The sequence below is a fragment of the Hyalangium versicolor genome (assembly GCF_020103695.1).
Lineage (GTDB): Bacteria > Myxococcota > Myxococcia > Myxococcales > Myxococcaceae > Hyalangium > Hyalangium versicolor.
Window position 1 is genome coordinate 38,135 of record NZ_JAHXBF010000016.1, and the last position, 19,209, is coordinate 57,343.

Below are 19,209 nucleotides of genomic sequence, written 5' to 3' on the forward strand. Positions count from 1 at the left end.
GCCCTCAGCGCGAACCGTGCGCGTCGAGCCAGCGTGAAACTTCGGTGGCTCTCGGGTGGTGAATCCCCTGCCACTGCGAGCGCACCTCGGTAGCCAGTTGCACCGCGCGAGGATGATCCTTCCCCTCTTCCCAGAGCGCACGGGCCAGGAGGAACTCGATCTGGGCACGCATGCGCGGCTGCCCCAGCCTCAGCGCCTGTTCGAGCAGGGGAATCGCCTCGGAGGCCCGGCCCCGGGCGAGCATCAGATTCCCGGAGACCTGCAGCGTCTCGGCGAGCTCCGGATGCTGTGCTCCGAGCGCCTTCTCCTGAATGGCTCGCGCGCGCTCCACCGCCCGCGCCGCCTCGTCGTACCGGCCGAGATCCGTGAGCGCCGATCCCAGCTCATCGAGCGAGCTGGCGACGCTGGGATGCTCCGGGCCCAGCGCCTTCTCACGCAGAGCCAACGCGCGCTCGTGCAGCCGCCGGGCTTCCTCGTAACGTCCCGAGGCTTCAGCCACCCGGCCCAGGCCACTGAGCGGGTCCGCTTGATCGGATTCATCGGTGCCCTGGCCCTTCTGCTCGATCGCCAGCGCGCGCTCGTACATCTGCCGGGCCTCTCCGTACCGGCCCAGTTCCTCGAGGACCACGCCAAGGCCGGTGAGCGAGGACGCGAGGCGCGGGTGCTCCGGGCCCAGGCTCTTCTCCTGGAGGGCCAGCGCGCGCTCGCTCTGCTTCAGGGCCTCGTCATAACGCCCGAGCGTCAGCAAGGTATTGCTCAGGTTGATCAGCGAGTTGGCGACGAGGGGGTGGTCGGCCCCCAGTGCCTGCTCGCGGACCGCCAGGGCTCGCTCGTGCCGTGGCAGCGCCTCGTCGTAGCGCCCCAGGGAGGTGAGCGCGTTGCCCAGGTTCCCCAGCGCGCTGGCCAGATCCGGATGCTGAGGGCCCAGTGCCTTCTCGCGGATGGCCAGGACGCGCTCGTGCACACGCACCGCCTCCTCGTAGCGCCCCATCTCATCCAGCACGTTGCCCAGGTTGTTGAGCGGAGGCGTCATCAACGGATGGTCGGGCCCGAGCACCTTCTCCCGCCGGGAGAGCGCGCACTCGTACTTCTGCCGGGCCTCTTCATAGCGCCCGAGATCCGTGAGGATGATCCCCTCGCTGTTGCAGGCATTGGCGCGGATGAGGTCGTCATCGGCCAGCTCCACGGCGGCCTCCATGCCCAGCTGAAGGAGCGCCGCGTCCGAGTGCCGCGCCTCGCGATACCCCACGAGGAAGTACAAGAGGCCCGACGCCCGAGCCACCACCAAGGGGTCCTTCGCCCGAGCCCCCGTGACGATCGCCTGGCGCGCCATCTCCTCGGCCGCCTTGTAGTCGCCGCTCCCATCCCGAGAGAGGGCCCCGAGGAACAGGGCCCGCGCATGCAGCGGCGCATAGCCCAGCGCCTCGGCCTGCCGGAGCAGCTCATCGGCGCGCGACAACCCCTCCTTGTACTTCCCCGTATCCAGCAGCGTTTCCACCTTGTCGAGGTCCTGCTGGAGCGCGTCGGCCTTCGCCCGGAGCGCGGGATCCTCCGGAGGGGGCACCGCCGCCATCAGCGCCTTGGCATCCGCGCAGTACTCCAGTGGAGGCAGCGACTGAGCCACCTGCACGGCGCGCGGGAGCAGCTCCTTGTCCGGACCTCGCGCGAGCAGCTCGGTGAGCGCACGCATCTGGCTGCGCCGGCGCTCCAGACAGTACTCCCGGCGAACCGCCAGGCTCTGGGTGCGAGAAGCCTCCTGATGGATGAGCTCGCACACCTCCGTGCGCTGCTTCACCCAGGACGCCGTGTAGCCCTCCAGCACCGAGGCCACCCGGGTGAAGGTGTCCGCCGCATAGGGCAGCTCCGTGCCGAGCATGGCCTTCCTCATCTGCTCCTGCACGCCCGAGTCCCAGATGCCAGAGAGCTGCCGCCCCACCTGGGAGCACCCCGTCGCCGGTGCCTCCTTGCGCACCCAGCCCAGGACGGCCAGCGTCGCCAGCCCTCCGATGGCGAGCGCCACGCCTGCACTGCGGAGCCGGGACCTGCGCCGCTGCTCGGGATCATCCCCCAGCGCCGCCAGCAACGGCTCCATGGAGGCCGGACGCTTCTGCGGATCCGGCTGCAACCCCCACAGCACCGTGCGCGTCACCCACTCCGGCACCTCGGAGGACTCCGGCGGCGTCACCACCTTGCCCTCGAGCTGGGCGCGGGTGAGCTCGGTGGGCGTCGAACCCCGGAAGGGCAGCTGTCCGAAGAGTGCCTCGTACAGCGAAGCGCAGAAGGCGAACAGATCGCTGCGCACGTCCGCCGGGCAGCTCCGGAAGAGCTCCGGAGCCATATAGGCCGGCGTGCCCATGAACATGCCGGGCAGCGTGAGCACGCTCGACCACGAGCCCGAGGGCCGCGCGGTGACCGTGAGATCCGTGGGCAGCTGCGGCTCGGACGAGACGATGGGCGCCTGCCGCTCCGGAGTGGGAGCCTTGTTCCCGGAGTCCAGCGCGCCCTGGGTGCGAGCCAGGCCAAAGTCCGTCACCCGCACGCGGCCGTCCTCGCCCACGAGCACGTTGTCCGCCTTGAAGTCCCGGTGGATGAGCCCCGCCGCGTGAGCCGCCGCCAGCCCGCGTCCAGCGGACACATAGGCCTCCAGCACCTGGCGCCAGGTGCGAGGCTCCTGCCCCTTCCAGCGCCTCAGCGTCCGCCCCTGGATGTACTCCATGGCGATGAAGAGCGAGCCGTCCTCCAGCGTCCCCGCGTCGTAGACGGCCACCACGTGGGGGTGGCTCAGACGGGCCATGGCCTGGGCTTCGCGCACCAGCCGCGACTCCTCGCCCTCGGTTCCCTCGCCCTTCAGACTTCGGCGCAGCAGCTTGAGCGCCACGCGCCGGTCCAACCGCGAGTCGTACGCGGCGACCACCACGCCCATCCCGCCCTGCCCCAGCTTGTCCAGCACCGTGTAGCGGCCCGCAAGCGTGTGCCCCGGCAGGAGCCCGGCGGGGACATCTCCCAGCTCCGAGCCTTCCGCGCCCGGAGCCTCCTCCCGCGCTTCGAGGGGAGGCACACCTCCGGGACGCATCACGGTGGGCACATTCCACTCCTGCGCCGAGGCGGCGGTGGGCCGCACCGTCACCGCCTGCACGGAACCAGGCTCGAGGGCTTCTGTCGCCAGGCTAGAGGACGGACCCATCTTCGGGTCTGGCTCCGGGCCGCTCATGATTGACGCCTCCGCTCGCGCGCTCCCCCCACAGGTCCGCGCAGGAAAGCGATCTTCCCAGGTTCGGCGCGTTGACAGAAGCCCACCCCGACAGGTCCATTCGCACCCAGGACCTGTCCGAAGGTTCAGGCCCCCAGCTGCGCGGCATCCAACCGGAGCAGGCGAGCATTCACGAAGCCCGCGTCCACCGTCAGGCGGCGGCGGCGCAGCTCGGGCGCATCGAACATCACGTCCGCCATGACGTGCTCCAGGATGGAGCGCAGGCCACGAGCCCCCAGGCCCTTCTCCACGGAGAAGCGCACCACGGCGCGCAGGGCGTCCTCGGTGATGTCCAGCTCGATCTCGTCATACGAGAGCAGCTCGCGGAACTCGCGCAGCACGGAGTCGGGCGGCTCGGTGAGCACGCGCAAGAGCTCCGGCTCGCCCAGGGCGTGCAGTTGCACCATGACGGGCAGCCGGCCCAGGAACTCCGCGAGCATCCCGAAATCCACCAACTGCTTCACGGTGATGCGCTTCTGCACCTTCCGCACGGCGTCCTCGGCCCCGAAGCCCACCGGGCGCGTGCCACCGTCGCCGTACTCGTGCAGGTCCGAGAAAGTGCCGGCGCAGATGAAGAGGATGTCCTTGGTGTCGATCTGGACGAAGTCGCTCTTGTTCCACGCCTGGGTGACGTTCATGGGCACGAACACCTCGCGCCCCTCGAGCAGCTTGAGCAGGGCCTGCTGCACCCCCTCGCCGCCGATGTCCCGGCTGCCGGCGCCGTTGCGGGCTCCCTGCGTGCGCCGGGCGATCTTGTCCACCTCGTCCACGAAGATGATGCCCCGCTGCGTGTCCTCGACGGAGTGGTTCGCCTTGAAGAGCAGATCCGAGATCATCACCTCCACGTCCTTGCCGTAGTAGCCGGCCTCCGTGTACTCGGTGGCGTCCACGGTGGTGAACGGAACGGAGAGGATCTCCGCCAGATTGCGGGCAATGTGCGTCTTCCCGCTTCCCGTGGGCCCGATGAGCAGGATGTTGGACTTCTTGATCAGGGAACCCCGGCGCATGCGCCGCGCCTGGACGCGCTTCAGGTGGTTGTGGGCCGCAATGGCCACCGCGCGCTTGGCTTCTTCCTGGCCGATGACGTAGCGATCCAGCCGCTCGAAGATCTGCCGGGGCGTCAACACCGGCTCTTCTTCCCTGCGTACGGACGACTCCATGTAGCCTCCCCTCAGGTCCACGCACCCTCCCAGCGTTTGACCAGAAGGGTAGGAATGAAACGCGAGGAGGCCCACCTGGACGGGTGGAGAACCCGTCACAGTCGCCTGCCCGGCTGCTCTCCGATCAGTCAGCTATTGAAGCCGGGGCGCTTTCCCTATAGTTGCGCGCGTTCAGTGGGTTGTTGGCACTCCAGCCACCATCCCTTCGCCCCGGAGGCCCTGAGACGCAATGGCCATCACCTCGCCCCCGCAACACCGCTGGACCCTTGCCGACGCTCTGGAGACGTACGGAATCCGTAACTGGGGCAACCCCTACTTCGGCATCAACGAGAAGGGCCACGTGTGCGTCCACCCGGACGGGCCGCAAGCGGCCAGCATGGACCTGAAGGAGCTGGTGGACGAGGTGCGGCGCCGGGGCATCGGCCTGCCGCTGCTGATCCGCTTCACGGACGTGCTGCGCCACCGGGTGCGCCACCTCAACGAGGCCTTCAAGAAGGCCATCACCGAGCACAACTACAAGGGCCAGTACCGGGGTGTGTACCCCATCAAGGTGAACCAGCACCGGTACGTGGTGGAGACCATCGTCGAGCAGGGCAAGCAGTACGGCTACGGGCTCGAGGCGGGCAGCAAGCCGGAGCTGCTGGCGGTGATGGCGCTGCTGGACAACGAGGACGCGCTCGTCATCTGCAACGGCTACAAGGACGAGGAGTACGTGGAGACGGCGCTGTTCTTCTCCCGGCTGGGCCGCAAGGTCATCCTCGTGGTGGAGAAGCCCAGCGAGCTGCCGCTGATCGCCGAGGTGGCCCGTCGCACGGGCATCACCCCCCGGCTGGGCGTGCGGGTGCGCCTGTCCACGCGCGGCGCGGGCAAGTGGGAGGCCTCGGGTGGAGATCGCTCCAAGTTCGGCCTCACCTCCTCCGAGCTGATGAGCTCCATCACCTTCATGCGTGAGACAGGGCTGTTGCAGCACTTCGAGCTGCTGCACTTCCACCTGGGCAGCCAGATCTCCAACATCCGCAACGTGAAGAACGCTCTGCGCGAGGTGGGCTGCTTCTACGTGGAGGTGGCCCGCCAGGGGGCGCCACTGCAGTACCTGGACGTGGGCGGCGGCCTGGGCGTGGACTACGACGGCTCGCAGACGAACTTCACCTCGTCGATGAACTACACCACGGAGGAGTACGCCAACGACGTGGTGTTCGGGGTGATGGAGGCGTGTGATCGGGCGGGAGTCGTCCACCCGACGCTCGTGTCCGAGTCCGGCCGCGCGATTGTGGCGCACCACGCGGTGCTGGTGGTGGACGTGCTGGGCACCAGCGAGTTCGACCCGGCGCAGGTGCCGGACAAGGTGGACGACAAGGCCCAGGCCGTGGTGCGCAACCTGGCGAGCACCTTCCGGGACGTGACGAACAAGAACCTGCTGGAGTCCTGGCACGACGCGCAGGACGCCAAGGAGGAGAGCCTCACCCTGTTCTCGCTGGGCCACCTCTCGCTGGAGCAGCGCGTGGCGGCGGAGAACGTCTACTGGGCCATCTGCCACAAGATCATGCGGATCGCCCGGGAAGCGGGAGAGATCCCCGAGGAGCTGGAGTCGCTGGAGAAGCAGCTGTCGGATACCTACTTCTGCAACTTCTCGGTGTTCCAGTCGCTGCCGGACTCGTGGGCGATCGATCAGCTCTTCCCGGTGATGCCCATCCACCGGCTGAACGAGAAGCCCACGCGCAAGGCGGTGCTGGCGGACATCACCTGCGACTCGGACGGCAAGATCGAGCACTTCATCGACAAGCGCGAGGTGAAGGATTCGCTGGAGTTGCACCAGCTGAACGATGACGACTACTACCTGGGCATCTTCCTGGTGGGCGCGTACCAGGAGATCCTGGGTGACCTGCACAACCTGTTCGGAGACACGCACGCGGTGCAGGTGTCGCTGGCGCCGAATGGCGGGTACCTGATCGATCACGTGGTGGAGGGAGACACCGTCAACGAGGTGCTCCACTACGTGAGCTACAACAAGGACGATCTGGTGGCGCGGCTGCGCAAGTTCACCGAGGTGGCGCTGCGGTCGGGCCGCATCACCCTGGACGAGTCGCGCTCGCTGCTGCGGATGTACGAGGAAGGCCTGTCCGGCTACACGTACCTGGAGCGGGACGTGGACGCGAAGTTCGCCGCGGCCAGCCACGGCCAGCTCCGCCTGGTGGCGCAGCCGGACACGGGGACGCCTCCGCGCTCCAACCCTCCGCCTACCGGGACCTGAGAGCCTTCGGGAGCCCCTTCTTCCCCGTGCTCTCCACGGGGACGAAGGGGCTCGGGAGGAACCGGGCCTTGGTGAAAGGCGAGCGTTCTACTCAGCGCACTCCTTGTCCATATTGATGCTCCACTTCTCCAGCGTCTTCTCCGTAGCGGTGAGCGCCTTCCCATCCCACCGCACGGTGATGCGCGACTTCTCACCTGGGTAGCGGTTGCAGGCGGCGCCTACCGAATGGGTGCACGACCGCTCCAGCACGACATCCGCAGTCCGTACCTCCACGGACGTCTCGCAGGCGTCACCCGGAAAACCGCTCCCACTGTCATCGGCGTTGTAGCTGCCGAGCAATTGGGACTTGCCGTCCCGCGCGACGACACTCACGAGTTGCCCCGGCCCGGAAGACGATGACGAGTCCTTCACCGGAGCCACCACCACGGTGATCGTCGCCCCGCGAACCTTCAGGACGGAGGGAGCCTCGACGGTGCGCTCGCCCTCATCGGCCCAGGTTGGGCACGCGTTCGTCTCCACCTTGACGGGCCGCTCATAGATGAACGGATAGAGGGCCTTCAGGAACTGCCGGACCGGCTCGCTCTCGTCCTTCCGGCAGAAGCCGAGCAGGACGATCTCGAACCCCGGGTTCATCCCCGGCACGCTCGCGCTCGAGACGATCTTCGGAAAGCCCTCCCCGAGCGAAACCGGGGCTTTGATGGACTTCTGCTCCTCATCCCAGCGGCGGCGCCACTCCTGCGCCGCGGCCTCGTCCTTTCCCCCACCCCACACCAACGCCACCACCTCACTGGAGGGCGGTGGCGGAGTCTCCGCGACAGCAGCCGTCGCCAGCAGCAGAAACGGAAGGAATGTCTTCAAGGCCGCTCTCCTTGGGAGTGAGTCGAAGACCTCAGCCCTCCTTGGGCGCGTCCGGATAGGAGAAGGTCACAGGCAGCTTCACGTCCGGATGAAGGCTGCGCGCCACAGGGCAGCCATGGGCCACCTCCTCCAGCCGGGTCCGGTGCGCACGGGACAGGCCCGCGGGCATCTGGATGTTGAGCACCAGCTCGCCAATGCGGCGCGGAGGTGGCGTCATCCGCTTCTCCACCGTGGCCTTGGCCTCACCGAAGGGGATGTTCTCCCGCGAGGCAGCCAACGCCATGGTGGTCAGCGCGCACGAGGCGAGCGCCGCGCCCACCAGATCCGTGGGCGAAAACGAGGCGCCCGTACCGCCGTTGTCCTTCGGCGCCTCGGTGGCGATGTGCGAGCCCGAGGGCCCGTGCTCCAGCTGCGTCTTGAATGCCGGGGCGGTGGTGGCGTGCATCACCACTCCGGTGGGCTGCGAGGGCTGGCTCATGGCTGTGCTCCTGTGCGCGGGGTTGTTCAGCGAACGTACGCCTCGTGCTTCTTGGCGTCCTCTTCCTGGGAGGGCTCGGCGTCCTGGATGGTCCAATCCAACGTCTTCATCAGCGTCTTGCTGCGCTTCTTCACGTCCGCATCCAGGAAGGAGATGGACTCATTCATCTTGTCCATCAGCCGCATGGGCTTGCGCTTGTTCTTCGGCTCGGACAGCAGCGCGTGCGTGAGCCAGGGGAACACGGCCGTCACGTCGCAGTGCACGTACACGGAGCCCGTCTCCACCGCCTCCACGGAGACCTTGCCCCAGGTGTGGCCCTCGCCGGCCGGGCAGCTCGACAGCGCGCCGTTGTCCACCGGGTCCACGCAGAACTGCACGTCGATGTCGAAGCCCGTGGTGGGCACGTTGAGGATCTGATCCAGCAGGGGCTCGCCCTGGAGCGTGTAGTTCTTGGGCACGCCACCGCCGAGGATCCAGATCGCCAGCCGCTTCGAGCCCTGGTGGCGGCAGTAGTGCTGCATCGCCGCCATCGAGTACACGTCGTCGTTGATGTCGAGCTCGAACTTGAACTCGGCGCCGAGCAACCGCTTGAGCTTGACGACGTTCAGGAAGATGGAGCCGTCCTGCACCGCGCCCACCCAGATGGGCACCGCGTGCTTGTAGCAGGTGGACAGCAGCGAGGGCTGCTTCACGCCCAGCTTCTTCTCGATCTGGTAGACGGCCTTGCCCAGCAGGTAGTGGAACTCGGGCGTCGTCATCTTCCGCTGGAACTCGGGGCCGCGGATGATGGCCGAGAAGAGCCGATCCGTGTCCAACAGGGCCTCCTCCCAGAAGCCCAAGTCGTAGATGCGGATGATGCGCGCCAGCCGGTACTGCAAGTCCCCGGCGTTGGGGTTCACCTCGCGGATGGCGTGGCCGATGATGCGGTGGGCGTCGTGGTAAAGGTTGGCACCCGTGGTGGTGAGCGCGGAGATGACGCCCTTCTCGATGAGCGGGATGAGGCAACTCTGGTGCAGGCCCGCCGGCGTCATGGCGCCCGACAGCGTGAGGAAGATGGAGGCGTCCTGCTCGATCGACTTCGTCATCAGCTCGAAGGCGGTGCGCTCCTGGCGGCCCACGTAGGCGCTGAAGGCGTGGGCGAGCAGCTCGGCCGGCTTCTCCTTGCCGGTGATGGGGCGGGGATCCGCCTTGCGGGCGCCCGAGTACGCGGCGCGCAGGGACTTCTTGGGAGTCGAGGTCTTGGCCATGGCGCGGGCCTATAGCACTCGCCGCGCGTCGTGGGGAGCACGCTCAGCGACGGCGGCCCGCCTTGGCCCTGGGTTCCTGTTCCGGCTCGGGGGCGCCCAGGACCCGGTCACGGACTTGTTCCGGGGACAGGTGCTGGGTATCGGCGATGACGCAGGAGACATATGCCAGCTCCGCCAGGGCCCGCCGGGCCCGCTCGCGCACCGCGGCATCCTCGGAGCCCAGTAACTCAGAGGCCGCCGCCACATAGCTGCTGGCGAGTGACTCGAAGAGATAGACGCGGTTCTCGATGGTGTCGTCCGTCTTGCCCATAGGTGTCGGAGAATCTACGCGCAGTGCACCAGGCGGAGCGAGGAGCCGGGAGCGCTCCGTTCAGTCATGGCCAGTCGGCGGCAAGGTGTGTGCCGTGGGCCAGGGTTCGGCTATGAGAGAGGGTGCAAGCCCTCCACCCAAGCCCCCCGGAGCCTGCCGTGATCGATCTGCACTCCCACACCACCGCGAGCGATGGGCAGCACTCTCCAGAGGAACTGCTGGCACTGGCCTCCTCGGCGGGGGTGACGGTGCTGGCGGTGACGGACCACGACACGGTGGCGGGACTGGCGGCGGCGAAGAAAGCGGCCCAGGCGCGGGGCATGGAGCTGGTGCCGGGCATCGAGCTGTCCGCCTTCGTGCTCGGGCGGGAGTGCCACATCCTGGGGCACTTCCTGCGGCCGGAGGATCCGGACATCTCCCAGTTCGCGGACACGCTGCGCACGGAGCGCGAGCAGCGGATGGAGCAGATGGTGGAGAAGATGCGCAAGCTGGGCTTCCCGGTGCGCATGGACGACGTGTACGCGATCTCGGAGAAGGGGCATCTGGCCCGGCCGCACCTGGCGCGGGTGCTGGTGGAGAAGGGCTGGTGCGTCGACACAAAGGAGGCGTTCGACCGATTCCTCGGCGACGGGCGCCCGGCGTGGGTGGACCGCTACCGCCTGGACGGGCCGGACGCCATCCGGCTCATCCGCAACGCGGGAGGCACCGCCACCCTCGCCCACCCGGGTACCTCGAAGATGAACCGGATGGAGATCGAGGCGCTGGCGAAGGCCGGGCTGTCGGGGCTGGAGGTGCAGCACTCGGATCACAACCCGAGCGTCCGGGAGAAGTACCTGGCGCTGGCGAAGGATTTCGATCTGGTGCCCACCGCGGGCAGCGACTTCCACGGTGAGAAGGTGGCGCCCGGGAGGCATCTGGGCACGGCCTCCATGCCTCCGGAGCTGTTCACGAAGCTGCGCTCTCGCGCCCGGGCCTGATTCTGACCACCACCCAACACCCGCTCACGCTTCAGCAAAATTCGTGCATGGCCATGGTCCCCAGGGGATTCCGCTTCCGCACTACGGTTCGCACTCTCCCTGGCGAGATAAATTGTGAACGCGCCTGGACATATGGGTGAGCGGCCACCTCCAAAGGCCACCATCCTCAACGTCAACGACCATCCCGCCACGCTCTACATGGTCTCGCACATGTTGCGCATGGCCGGATACCAGGTGCTGGAGGCCGCAACCGGCAAACAGGCCCTCACCATCGCCGTGGGCCGGCCAGACCTCGTCCTGCTCGATGTCCACCTGCCCGACATCGATGGCTATGAAGTCTGCCGCCGCCTGCGCGCCCAGGAGGAGACCCAGGATCTCCTCATCGCGCACCTGTCCGCCGTCTCCGTCCAGCGCGATGATCGCATCCGCGGGCTCGCCCACGGCGCGGACGCCTACTGGACCACGCCCATGGAAGAGGAGGAGCTGCTCGCCAACATCGAGGCGATCCTGCGGCTCCAGGGCCGTGCCCAGGAAGCCATCCGCGTGCGCGACGACTTCCTCTCCGTCGCCGCCCACGAACTGAAGACGCCCCTCACCGCGCTGCGCCTCAACCTCGAGCGCGCCCTCTACCTCACCAACCGCAACCCCTCCGAGACGCTGCCCAAGGCCGCCGTGGAGAAGAGCCTCTCCCCCGCCGTCCGCCAGGTCGAGCGGCTCCAGCGGCTATTGGATGCGCTGCTCGACGTCTCTCGCGTCACCAGTCACCGGCTGCGGCTGGACGTGAGCGCCATGGATCTGGTGGAGGTCGTCGGCGAGCTCGCCTTGCGCCTGGAGACCCAGGCCCGCTCCGTGGGCGTTCAGCTCCACTTCGAGCTACCTCATGAGCCCGTCGTCCTCTTCGGAGATCGCTTGCGCCTGGAGCAGGTGGTCACCAACCTGGTCACCAACGCCATCAAGTATGGCGCCGGCCGGCCCGTGCAGATCCGCGTGGAAGAACGCCCCGAGTGGGCCGCCATCCTCGTCCGCGATCAAGGCATCGGCATCGCCCCGGAGGACCAGACGCGCATCTTCGGCCGCTTCGAGCGAGCCACGAGCACCCAGCAGTCCCAGAGCCTGGGGCTGGGCCTCTACATCACCCGAGAGATTGTCACGGCACACGGCGGGACCATCACGGTCACCAGCCAGCCGGGCCAGGGATCCACCTTCCAGGTGCTCCTGCCCCTGCGCCGGACGGAACGCTACTGAGCACAAGGAGAACGTGCGGTGTCGACACGGCAAGACGCCAGTCACAGCGACAAGGATCGGAAGATGAGCCAGAAGCGGCTGATCACGGAGGTGCCCCGCCTGGACTTCATCACCAAGGGTGGCCTGCTCAAGGGCGCCTCGTACACGGTGCTGGGCCCTCCCGGCTCCGGCAAGACGGTGCTGGCCAACCAGATCGCCTTCAATCACGTGAGGCAAGGAGGCAAGGCGCTCTACGTGACGCTCCTGTCCGAGTCCCACGCACGCATGCTCGCGAACCTCGAGGAGATGACCTTCTTCGACTCGAGCATCATCCCCGACAAGCTCCACTACGTCAGCGGCTACTCGGAACTGGAGAAGGAGGGACTCAAGGGGCTGCTGGACATGGTGCGGCGCACCGCCCTGCACCACCAGGCCACCCTGCTGATCATCGACGGGATGGACGCGGCCAGGGAGTTCGCCCGCTCGGATCTGACCTTCAAACGCTTCCTCCAGGATCTCCAGGCGTTTACCGGGCTGCTCGGCTGCACCATCCTGCTGCTGTCTCCCCACCATGAGGGAGAGATCCACCCGGAGATCACCGCCGTGGATGGCGTCTTCGAGCTGTCGCTCTGGCTCTCGGGCCCGCGCGCGGTGCGCGAGTTGGTGGCGCTCAAGTTCCGAGGCAGCGACTCGCTGCTCGGCCGCCACGAGGTGGAGATCTCCGAGCGGGGCATCGTGATCCACCCTCGCACGGAGGTGCAGTTCGCCAACCCGGGCGAGGGGGGCCGCGAGGACCGCGTGCGGATGGCCTTCGGGATCGAGCGCCTGGATCAATCCCTGCGAGGTGGGGTGCTGTCCGGCTCCACCACCATGCTCCTGGGCGCCCCAGGCACCGGGAAGACACTGCTGGGACTGCACTTCCTCCTGCAGGGCGCCCGCGAAGGGCAGCCCGGCGTCTACTTCGGATTCTACGAGACTCCGCCCCGCCTGCTGGAGAAGGCCGCCGGCGTGGGGATGAAGGATCTCAAGAAGTACGTGGACAACGGCCTGATCGAAATCCAATGGCAGCCTCCGCTGGAGCACAACATGGACTCGCTGGCCGAGCGGCTCCTGGAGCGCCTCCACGAGCGGAACGTGAAGCGGCTACGGCTCTTCATCGACGGGCTGTCGGGCTTCCGCTCCGCGGCTGTGTACCCGGACCGGATGGGCCGCTTCTTCTCCGCCCTCTCCCACCAACTGCGCATGCTGGACGCCACCACGCTCTACTCCGAGGAGACGCCCCTGCTCAGCTCTGGGGTGGAGGCCCCACTCCCTGAGGCCGCGGCGTACGTGGAGAACATCATCCTGCTGCGTTACGTGGAGCTGCGCTCACAGCTGTACCGGCTCATCTCCATCATGAAGATGCGCGAGAGCCAGTACGACAGCGGCATCCGCGAGTTCGCCATCACGGATGAAGGCATCAACGTCGCGGACACCTTCGAGAGCGCGGAGGCCATCCTCACCGGCCACGCCCGCTTGAGGGAAGGCTCCAGGAAGGACGAGCTCAAGCCGCCCATGGGCTCGCCCAAGGCGAAAAAGTCCAAGCGCCGCGGCCTGCGACGGAGGAAGTCATGAAGACGGTCCTCATCGTCGATGACGAGCTCGACATCGTGGAAGCGCTGAAGGCCATCCTCGAGGAGGAGCGCTACAAGGTCGTCACCTGCAGCAACGGCCGCGAGGCGCTCCAGGGCCTCTCCGAGACCCCTCCCGACCTGGCCATCATCGACATCATGATGCCGGTGATGAATGGCTACGAGACGCTCAAGGCCATCCGCCAGCGGCCCGAACTCCAGAAGCTCCCCGTGCTGATGATGAGCGCCATCCCGCCGACGATGAAGAGCAAGGACTACGCGTGGGCGGGTTTCCTCAAGAAGCCCTTCTCGCTCAACGAGCTGCTCAAGCACGTGCACCAGCTGGCGCCCAAGGATCCGGACCAGGAGAGCGCTTGAGGGCTCAGGCGCCCGGCGTCAGTCGCGCGCCACCTTGAAGCGGCTGGTGACGGCGGTGAGCCCCTCGGCCACCGCCTGGAGATCCTGGGCGATGCGCGTGGTGCGGCCGGTGGCATCCACGCCCTGCTTCACCAGCTCCGCCACGTTGCGAGCGCCCTGCACGGCCTGCTCGCTGGACTGGCGCTGCTGGCGCGTGGCGATGGTGATCTGCCGCGCCGCCTCGCTGGTGCCGCGCGCCAGCTCGACGATGCGCTCGAACACCGCCGAGGCCTGCTCGGCCACCTCCACCCCGCGATCCGAGGTGGCCATGCCCACGCGGGCCTTCGTCGCGGCCTCCTCGCCCGAGTCCTGCACCTTCTCGACGATGCGGGCGATGTCCCGCGCCGAGCCCGACACGTTCTCGGCCAGCTTGCGCATCTCCGCGGCCACCAGCGAGAAGCCCCGGCCCACCTCGCCCGCCTTGGTGCCCTCGAGCGCCGCGTTGAGCGCCAGCAGGTCCGAGCGCTCCGCCACCTGGTTGATCACCTGGGCGATCTTCGACACCTGCTGCAGATCCTGGTTCAGCCCGACGATGGCGTCCGCCACGCCCTTGGACTCGATCCGGATGTCATTGATGCCGGCCACCACCTGCGCCACCACGGCCATGGCCTCGGCCACCGCCTCGTGCGTGCGGCGCGCGGAGGACTCCACCACCTCGGTGGAGCTGGAAATCTGCTCGGCGGTGCGGCTCAGCTCCTCGAAGGTCGCGGCGATCTGCTGTGCGTACGCGGCCTGCTGGCTGATCACGTGCTCCTGATCCGCGCTGGCGCCCGTGAGCCCTCGCGAGGCGCTGGAGAGCTGCTCGGTGCGCGACACCAACTCCGCCACCGTGCCGCGCAACGTGCCCAGCATCTCGCTGAAGGACTGCGCCATCAGCTTCACCTCGCCCGCTGCCTGGGTGACGTCCAGCTGGCTCCGGGACACGTCCCCTCGGGCCACGTCCTGAGCCGCCCGCGTCATGCGCGACACGGGCTCGGTGATGGCCCGGCCGATGAAGAAAGCGAGCACCAGGCCCACCAGCGCGGCGCCCATGAAGACGACCGCCCCCGGCGTCATGAAGGCATGGACCTCCTTGTCCACGATGGAGGCCTCCAGGCCCAGCACGTAGCTACGTCCGTCGGGCAGCGCGCAGCGCACCACCAGCAACCCCTGGAGGCGCGCATCCGCGCAGCTCTCGGTGGCCCGCAGAGAGTTCAGCCCCTGAGGCAGCGAGCCGCCCTTGCTGACGAGCATGCTGCCATCGGGCTCGAGCACGGCCTGGACCGCCACGCTCCCGCCCTTCTCGACCTGTGCGAAGAGGTGCTGGAAACGCTGGGCGCGCTCCACCTCGGGCCCCGCGAGAATCTCCGAGGTCCGCTCCTGGGCGAGCAGTCCCACGGCCCGGGCCCGCTCCTTCAACCGCTCCACCCCGATCTCCATCTGCCGCGGCGGAAAGTACAAGCTGCCGAGGACGGAGATGACGATGGAGGGCAGCAGCACCGCAAGCGCCACCTGCCACCGTAGACTGAGCCGACCCCACATGCCTTCTTCTCCCGGACTTCGATCGAGACGAGAGAGCGACGGTAGGCCTCAGGGCCGCGGAGCGTCAAACGCACAGTGCGCGCCCGGCCGCACACTCTCCGTCCCTCCTGGGCCCCAGGCGAGCAGGCGGGTTCCAACGGGTCGGAAGCAACCTGGCTTTTCACTGTCATCTCAACGGGTTACGCCCTGAAGAGGTGGACTTTCCCTTTGACAGGGCGCGCTGGGTGTTCCTATGGTCCGCCGCCGATGAGCACTCCCCTCGCTCCCTATCTGCCACTGGCCGTGGTGCTGCTGCTGTCGGGCGTCCTGGCGCTGGTGATCCCCACCCTCGCTGGCGTGCTCGGCCCCCGCCGGCCCAGCGCGATCAAGTCCACGACGTTCGAGGCCGGCTCCGAGTCGAGCGGCATGGCTCGGCAGCGCTTCGCGGTGAAGTTCTACGTGGTGGCCCTGCTGTTCATCGTGTTCGACGTGGAAGCCGTGTTCCTGTACCCCTGGGCGGTGAACTTCCAGGCGCTCGGCTGGTTCGGCTACACCGAGATGGTGGTTTTCGCGGCGACGTTGGTGGTCGGCCTTATCTACGTGTGGAAGAAGGGCGCTCTCGAGTGGGAGCACTGAGGAACCATGGCTTCTGAGATCGACAATGCTCCTGTGATTGCCACCCGCCGCGACGAGGCCATGGGCTTCTTGCAGCGCGTGGTGTCCAAGGGCCTGGGCTGGGCCCGCAAGTACTCGCTGTTCACCTACCCGTTCGCCACCGCGTGCTGCGGCATGGAGTTCATGTCCGTGGCGGCCAGCCGCTACGACATCGCCCGCTTCGGCGCCGAGTTCCCGCGCTTCTCGCCCCGGCAGGCGGACATGCTCATGGTGGTGGGGACCATCAACCTGAAGCAGGCCCCCATCCTCAAGCGCGTGTACGAGCAGATGACGGAGCCGAAGTGGGTGGTGGCCTTCGGCGTGTGCGCCTCGTCCGGCGGCTTCTACGACAACTACGCGGTGCTGCAGGGCATCGACCGCATCATCCCGGTGGATGTGTACATCCCCGGCTGCCCGCCGCGTCCCGAGCAGGTGCTGGACGGCCTGATGCTGCTGCAGGACAAGATCGGCCGGCAGGTGCACGTCATCGCCGACAAGACCGAGCGGAACCCTACGGCCGCTGGCTTCAAGCTGCCGGTGATCGCGAACAAGTAGCGCGACACGGCTGCGTCCGTACCCAGGGCCCCGAGCGCCTCCCGAAGGAGGAGCCGGGGCCTTCGGTTTTGCGGGCTACCAGCGGTGATAGGCGGGGTGGCCGGGCTTCACGGCGACGAAGGTGCCTCGGCACAGGGCTGTCACCTTGCCTCCAGCCGTGAGCGTGCCCTCGATGACGGCGCGGTCCTCCTTCAGCTCCACCGGCTTCGCCTCCAACCGCACGAGCCCCATGGGCGTGGGCCGCTTGAGTTGGATGCTGTAGTCGGCCGTCACCGTGCACGGCGGGGACTCCTGACCGCTCTGCTTCATCAGGTGGTAGGCCGCCGTCCAGTTGCAGTGACAGTCCAGCAGCGCCCCGATGATCCCTCCGTTGAGGACGCCGGGGAACGCCTGGTGATGCTCGGAAGGCGTCCACTCGGCCACCACGAGATCTCCCTCCGCCATGCTGCGGATCCGCAGGCCCTGCGGGTTGGAGGGACCACAGCCGAAGCAGGCGTTGTGGGGGGCGTAACGCTCCTGGAGGCTCTGGGTATTCGTCGTCGACATGGGGCGGCACCCTACCCCAGCCCGAGTCACGGAGCGCGGCTCAGCACCGTGTCCAGCCAGGAAGACAACACGGCGGTCTCCGCGCAGTCTCCCGCGCACGATCGCTGCACCGAGCCGTCCAACCGTGGACGATCCACCAGCCACCGCTGCCCATCGAAGGCGCCTCGATCTTTCTCGCGCACCATGGCGTCGTGCGCGGCGCCGTCCACCTCCACCACGCCATCCTGGCGGATGCGGTAGGTGTCGAAGCTCCGAGGCGCTCCGGGCCAGTGGCCAGGGTCGAACACCTCCGGGCTCACGTGCGTGAAGCCCGTCTCCGCGTAGAGCGGCGAGGGCTGGAAGGATTCACCGCGCAGCAAGGGCACCAGCGACACACCATCCGCACCGGCTGGCAGGGCGGGCAGCCGGGACAGCTCCAGCAACGTAGGCCCCACATCCACGAGCCTCACCAGCGTGTCCACCCGAGCCGGTGCGCTCTGCCCTCGAGGGAGCTTCAGCGCCAGCAGCACGTGGTTCTCCTCCTCCGAGAGCCGCGCGCCGTGCACCGAGGTCGCTCCGGCGAGATCCGGACGATCCGCGTAGAAGCTCTCGCCGTGGTCCGAGAGCACGAGGATGAGCGCATCGTCGTAGCGCCCGGCCCGCTTCAGCGCGTCGAAGAGCTGGCCCACCTGCGAGTCCGCCTGAGCGAGCAGCTCGTCATAGAGCCCCTCCGCGCCCGCGCGATTCCAACTGCCCGCGTCTCCGGCGGCGCCGGGCACCACGGGGGAGAAGTGCATGCGCAGCCGACGATCGAGCGGCTCGGTGCTCGCCACGAAGCGCCGATAGAACGGATACGAGGGATCGCCCGGGAAGTGTGCCGCCGTGGCGTGGAAGGCAAACAGCGTGGGCCCCTGGTTCGCCTCGGAGACGAGCCGCGCCGCGAGCCGGTCCGCATAGCCCACCGGATCATAGATGCCGGCCAGGGCGCGATTGTCGACGAACTCGGGCAGCCACGCGGCGCCAAGCCGGTGGTCCGCGAAGAGCCCCACGGCCCGATAGCGCAGCTTCTCGAGCAGGAAGTTCACCGCGCCGCGCGGCGGCTGCAGGCGCGTGGTGAAACCCGAGTCCGGCCCCTCGGAGTGGAAGCGCGAGCAGTCCGTGGCGAACACGGTGCTCCAGCCGGCGTCCGCGAAGCGCTGGGCAAACGTGGGAACCTCGACCCAGCGGGACTCGGCGGTGAGCGAATAACGCACGCCCGTGCGGTGCGGCCAGCGCGCGGTGAGCAGGGAGCGCCAGGCCGGCTCCGTCTGGGCAATGGGCGTATAGGCACGGGTGAAGAGCGTGGCGCCTTCGTCCAGAAAGCGATCGAGATTTGGTGCCACCTCGCCCTTCCCACCCAGCGCTTTGAGCCGATCCGGGCGGAACGCGTCCACGCCGATGACAATGACCAGAGGGTGCTTCTCCCCTCCCGTCGAAGGCCGAGCCACCCACGCCCCCAGCAGCCCCACCGCCGCCACGGCGCCAGCAACCACCCCCACGGAGCGCCGGTGCTCGCGAGCGCGCCAGACGACCAGCCCCAGGTAGAGCCCGAACCAGAGCCCTGCCACCACTCGGGGATGCCAGGGCTGCCCATGGTCCACCAGCCAGCCCAGCACGGGCCGCAGCGCGGGAAGATCATCGAACAGCGCGGGCCGGGCGATGGCGCGATCCCAGGCCAGCAGCGCCAGCAACACAAACCAGTGCGGCACCACCCACCGCACCGCCGTCCGTCCCCACGCGCGAGCCAGTCCTCCCGCCACGAGCGCCAGCACGGCGCCCGCCACCGCGTACACCGCCGCGATCCGAAGGAGCAGCCCCGGCAGCAACGGGCGAATCGCATTCATCAGCGCGGCGTAGGGACCCTCCACATCGATGCCCACGCCCACCACTCCGGTCCTGAGCAGGTGCTCCGTCTCCCAGGCGAACAGGCCAAGCCCCAGCACGGCACCCAGAAGGGCAACGAGGAGCAACCAGCGCGGCAATCGAGGAGCGGCTTGGACGGACATGGCCTCGCGCGGGCCTCTACCTGAAAAACCTCGGCCCTGCCATGCCTCGGTGCCTACCTCGCCCTACCCAATCGGTAACGTTGCTGTGAACTCCCCGCCTGACCGAGCAAGCCAGCCCCCGCTGCCGCTCACGTGCACCTGCCCCCAA

The 19,209-nt window shown here is 68.0% G+C and carries 16 protein-coding genes; 7 read left to right on the forward strand and 9 right to left on the reverse strand.

Going from position 1 to position 19,209, the window contains the following annotated elements; translation table 11 throughout:
* Nucleotides 1-4: 4 nt before the first annotated feature.
* Both KY501_RS30510 and clpX read right to left on the reverse strand, forming a co-directional pair.
* Nucleotides 5-3,211: a serine/threonine-protein kinase gene (locus KY501_RS30510; RefSeq protein ID WP_224367132.1), complete on the reverse strand. Its 3,207-nt coding sequence runs from the start codon at nucleotides 3,209-3,211 to the stop codon at nucleotides 5-7.
* A 125-nt stretch (nucleotides 3,212-3,336) separates the two neighbouring features.
* The gene (gene clpX / locus KY501_RS30515) at nucleotides 3,337-4,410 is read right to left on the reverse strand and encodes an ATP-dependent Clp protease ATP-binding subunit ClpX (protein WP_224367134.1); all 1,074 of its coding nucleotides are present in this window, start codon (nucleotides 4,408-4,410) and stop codon (nucleotides 3,337-3,339) included.
* Nucleotides 4,411-4,639: 229 nt separating this feature from the next.
* On the opposite strand from clpX, the gene speA reads away from it, so the two are divergent.
* Nucleotides 4,640-6,661: a biosynthetic arginine decarboxylase gene (gene speA / locus KY501_RS30520; protein ID WP_224367136.1), complete on the forward strand. Its 2,022-nt coding sequence runs from the start codon at nucleotides 4,640-4,642 to the stop codon at nucleotides 6,659-6,661.
* 87 nt (nucleotides 6,662-6,748) lie between these two features.
* On the opposite strand, the gene KY501_RS30525 is transcribed toward speA, so the two are convergent.
* The 4 genes from KY501_RS30525 to KY501_RS30540 are packed head-to-tail and all read right to left on the reverse strand — an operon-like array spanning nucleotide 6,749 to nucleotide 9,554.
* Nucleotides 6,749-7,519, reverse strand: coding sequence for a hypothetical protein (locus KY501_RS30525; protein WP_224367138.1), 771 nt, complete (start codon nucleotides 7,517-7,519; stop codon nucleotides 6,749-6,751).
* A 31-nt stretch (nucleotides 7,520-7,550) separates the two neighbouring features.
* A complete protein-coding gene (locus KY501_RS30530) occupies nucleotides 7,551-7,997 on the reverse strand; it encodes an OsmC family protein (protein ID WP_224367140.1) in 447 nt (148 codons plus the stop codon).
* A 26-nt stretch (nucleotides 7,998-8,023) separates the two neighbouring features.
* Complete coding sequence (locus KY501_RS30535) at nucleotides 8,024-9,244, reverse strand: deoxyhypusine synthase family protein (RefSeq protein WP_224367142.1); 1,221 nt, start codon at nucleotides 9,242-9,244, stop codon at nucleotides 8,024-8,026.
* A 43-nt stretch (nucleotides 9,245-9,287) separates the two neighbouring features.
* Nucleotides 9,288-9,554, reverse strand: coding sequence for a hypothetical protein (locus KY501_RS30540; RefSeq protein WP_224367143.1), 267 nt, complete (start codon nucleotides 9,552-9,554; stop codon nucleotides 9,288-9,290).
* Between the two features lie 158 nt (nucleotides 9,555-9,712).
* On the opposite strand from KY501_RS30540, the gene KY501_RS30545 reads away from it, so the two are divergent.
* The 4 genes from KY501_RS30545 (at nucleotide 9,713) to KY501_RS30560 (ending at nucleotide 13,743) form a co-directional block, all read left to right on the forward strand.
* Nucleotides 9,713-10,531, forward strand: coding sequence for a PHP domain-containing protein (locus tag KY501_RS30545; RefSeq protein WP_224367145.1), 819 nt, complete (start codon nucleotides 9,713-9,715; stop codon nucleotides 10,529-10,531).
* A 132-nt stretch (nucleotides 10,532-10,663) separates the two neighbouring features.
* Entirely contained in the window at nucleotides 10,664-11,776 is a 1,113-nt protein-coding gene (locus KY501_RS30550; RefSeq protein ID WP_224367147.1) for a hybrid sensor histidine kinase/response regulator, read from the forward strand.
* Between the two features lie 18 nt (nucleotides 11,777-11,794).
* Nucleotides 11,795-13,369 carry an ATPase domain-containing protein gene (locus tag KY501_RS30555; protein WP_224367148.1) on the forward strand — a complete coding sequence of 525 codons (1,575 nt, stop codon included), beginning with the start codon at nucleotides 11,795-11,797 and terminating at the stop codon, nucleotides 13,367-13,369.
* The gene (locus KY501_RS30560) at nucleotides 13,366-13,743 is read left to right on the forward strand and encodes a response regulator (protein ID WP_224367150.1); all 378 of its coding nucleotides are present in this window, start codon (nucleotides 13,366-13,368) and stop codon (nucleotides 13,741-13,743) included. Before KY501_RS30555 ends, KY501_RS30560 begins: the two co-directional genes overlap by 4 nt.
* Nucleotides 13,744-13,761: 18 nt before the next feature.
* Here the strand turns inward: KY501_RS30560 and KY501_RS30565 are convergent, their stop codons facing one another.
* On the reverse strand, nucleotides 13,762-15,303 hold the full coding sequence (locus KY501_RS30565; protein ID WP_224367152.1) for a methyl-accepting chemotaxis protein: 1,542 nt from the start codon (nucleotides 15,301-15,303) through the stop codon (nucleotides 13,762-13,764).
* 246 nt (nucleotides 15,304-15,549) lie between these two features.
* Here KY501_RS30565 and KY501_RS30570 point away from each other — a divergent pair, with 246 nt between their 5' ends.
* Nucleotides 15,550-15,918, forward strand: a complete 369-nt coding sequence (locus tag KY501_RS30570) for an NADH-quinone oxidoreductase subunit A (RefSeq protein ID WP_224367154.1) — start codon at nucleotides 15,550-15,552, stop codon at nucleotides 15,916-15,918.
* A 6-nt stretch (nucleotides 15,919-15,924) separates the two neighbouring features.
* Nucleotides 15,925-16,491 (forward strand): NADH-quinone oxidoreductase subunit B, encoded by a 567-nt coding sequence (locus KY501_RS30575; protein WP_224367155.1) that lies wholly within the window; start codon nucleotides 15,925-15,927, stop codon nucleotides 16,489-16,491.
* 75 nt (nucleotides 16,492-16,566) lie between these two features.
* Here KY501_RS30575 and KY501_RS30580 read toward each other — a convergent pair whose 3' ends face one another.
* Nucleotides 16,567-17,037 (reverse strand): PaaI family thioesterase, encoded by a 471-nt coding sequence (locus tag KY501_RS30580; protein WP_224367157.1) that lies wholly within the window; start codon nucleotides 17,035-17,037, stop codon nucleotides 16,567-16,569.
* Between the two features lie 26 nt (nucleotides 17,038-17,063).
* Nucleotides 17,064-19,061 carry a sulfatase-like hydrolase/transferase gene (locus tag KY501_RS30585; protein WP_224367159.1) on the reverse strand — a complete coding sequence of 666 codons (1,998 nt, stop codon included), beginning with the start codon at nucleotides 19,059-19,061 and terminating at the stop codon, nucleotides 17,064-17,066.
* Nucleotides 19,062-19,209: the final 148 nt, after the last annotated feature.